At 67.2% G+C, this 2,411-nt stretch carries 3 protein-coding genes and 1 pseudogene; 1 reads left to right on the top strand and 3 read right to left on the bottom strand.

Translation table 11 applies throughout. From position 1 onward, the window contains the following. Nucleotides 1–212, bottom strand: a 212-nt coding sequence (locus tag WB785_RS25270; protein ID WP_424082919.1) for a maleylpyruvate isomerase N-terminal domain-containing protein, incomplete at its 3' end; no start/stop codon positions are given. Nucleotides 213–221: 9 nt separating this feature from the next. Then, nucleotides 222–1,502 (bottom strand): MFS transporter, encoded by a 1,281-nt coding sequence (locus WB785_RS25275; protein ID WP_424082921.1) that lies wholly within the window; start codon nucleotides 1,500–1,502, stop codon nucleotides 222–224. Nucleotides 1,503–1,638: 136 nt separating this feature from the next. Between WB785_RS25275 and WB785_RS25280 the strand changes: the two genes are divergently transcribed. Beyond that, nucleotides 1,639–2,244 carry a YqgE/AlgH family protein gene (locus WB785_RS25280; RefSeq protein WP_424082923.1) on the top strand — a complete coding sequence of 202 codons (606 nt, stop codon included), beginning with the start codon at nucleotides 1,639–1,641 and terminating at the stop codon, nucleotides 2,242–2,244. A 48-nt stretch (nucleotides 2,245–2,292) separates the two neighbouring features. Here WB785_RS25280 and WB785_RS25285 read toward each other — a convergent pair. Then, nucleotides 2,293–2,411: pseudogene (locus WB785_RS25285) on the bottom strand (hypothetical protein); the annotation flags it as partial.

The following is a 2,411-nucleotide window of genomic DNA, read 5'->3' on the forward strand; positions in this document are numbered from 1 at the left end:
ATTTCCAGCAGGGCGGCGAAGGCCGGCTCGTCGGTAACCGCGGTCAGCGCGACGCGGTCGGTCCATAACAGGTGTCCGATTTGATGCGCAATGGACCAACCCGCAGCGGGCGTCGACGCTGCCCAGCCATCGGCGGCAAGCGGCGCGACCAGCGCATCCAGCTCGTCGCTTTCGGCGCGCAGGTCGGCGACGATCTGTTGTACACCAGCCATCTGTGTACCTTAAGCCAGCTGCGCGCGGCGCCCGACGACGCTGTGGGCAGCCAGTCCGCACAGATAAAGCCCGGTCCCGGCGAATATCAGCACGGCGGAGTGGCCGTTGAGCGGAATGACTGTGGCCGCGGCGGTGATTGCACCGATGAACGCGACCCAAAACAGCGAATCCTGTACGGCGAACACATGTCCGCGCAGGGCGTCGTCCACATCGATCTGAATTGCGGTGTCGGCGCAAAGCTTGAGCACCTGGCCCGCCGCGCCCAGGAAGAACCCGCACGCCACCATGACCGCCAACTGCAGACCGGCCCCGGCGATTTGGATCGCCGCGGCGATCGCCAATGCCCCGCCGGCGGTGGCATATCGGCCCCAGCGGCGCACCGCGGGCGGGGTCACCAGATTGGCCAGAAACGACCCGATCCCGGTGGCGGCTAGGAACAACATCGCACCACCCAACGCACCGACAGATGCGGCGCCGCCGCTGCGCACCAGCAGCAGCACCACCAGGGTGTTGATGCCGAACACCATCCGGTGCGATGCCAAACCGGAGAGGGTGGCCGCGACCGTGGGGCGGTGTCGCACGGTGCGGATACCGTGTATCCACCCGGTGATCACCGCGTAGACGACCGATCCGTGGATCGCCCGCTGGGTGTCGTCGGGACCCAGTACATGGTCGTCGAAGCGCAGCGATAGCAGCAGCGCGATCAGCAGCGGGACGGTGACCAGCAAGATGATCGAGGCGGCGCCGGCGTCGCCGGAACCGACCAGCATGCGGGGCACCAGCATGAAGTTGGCGCCGATGAACGCAGCGACCGCACCGGTTGCCGACGCGATCGAGTTCATCGTGACCACCTGCTCGCGGGGCACCACATGGGGCAGGGCGGCGGACAAGCCCGATGAGACGAACCGGGACAGCCCGTTGACAATCACTGCGCCGCACAGCACCAGCCCGTTGCGGGCACCGACGGCCAGGCAAATCCCCACCAGGGCCACCGAGACCAATCGGCCCAGGTTGGCGCCGACCAGCACCAGCCGACGGTCCCAACGGTCCATCAGCGCGCCGGCGAACGGGCCCAGCAGCGAGTACGGCAAGAACAGCACGGCGAAGGCACCGGCGATCGCCAACGGGCGGGCGGCCCGCTCGGGGTTGAACAGCAGCGCCCCGGCCAAGCCCCCCTGGAAGAGTCCGTCGCCGAACTGGCTAGCGATGCGCAATTCCAACAGTCGCCAGAAGTCGGGCAAGCTGCGCACCGAGCGCCAGACGGCCACGGGTGCACGCGTGTGAGTCACCGAACCTACTTCCCCGTGGGCCTGGCTACCCGAACGAGACAGCCCAAGCCCAGGACCCTGTTAACAACAGTACAAATATCGCGGAGCGCCCTTCTTGTTCACCACAGCGGCCCCGCGCGGATGCCATGATGGACTCGTGGCTCAGCCCGAGGATCCGGAGGACTTCATTGCTCCCGCCGCGCAGCGTGTGCGAGCGGGCACTTTGCTTCTGGCCAACACGGATCTGCTTGAGCCGACATTTCGTCGCAGCGTGATTTACATCGTCGAGCACAACGACGGGGGAACGCTGGGCGTGGTGCTCAATCGCCCTAGTGAGACCGCGGTGTACAACGTTTTGCCGCAGTGGTCCAAGCTGTCTGCGAAGCCGAAGACGATGTTCATCGGCGGACCAGTGAAGCGTGACGCAGCGCTGTGCCTGGCGGTGCTGCGGGTCGGCGCCGAGCCGGACGGCGTGGCCGGGCTGCGACACGTGGCCGGCCGGATGGTGATGGTCGATCTGGACGCCGACCCCGACTCGATCGCCCCGATGGTGGAGGGGGTGCGCATCTTCGCCGGATACTCCGGCTGGACGATCGGCCAGCTCGAGGGTGAGATCGAGCGCGACGACTGGATTGTGCTGTCGGCGTTGCCATCTTACGTTCTCGTGCAGCCTAGGGTGGATCTGTGGGGTCGGGTGTTGCGCCGCCAGCCGCTGCCGATGTCGCTGCTGGCCACCCATCCGATCGACATCAGCCGCAACTAAGCGGCTGTCGAAAGGCCTTCAGCGGCAACGCGCTTCGATGCACACCGCTCAGCGACAGGCGAGGGTGCAAGTCGCGCAGGCGCCGCCGCACCCGGCCTCTTCGCGGCGCAGCGCGTAGCGCGCGCTCTGCCAAGCGCCGACGGCGACGGTACCGATGGCACCGGCGA

This window comes from Mycobacterium sp. (assembly GCF_049585075.1).
Lineage (GTDB): Bacteria > Actinomycetota > Actinomycetes > Mycobacteriales > Mycobacteriaceae > Mycobacterium.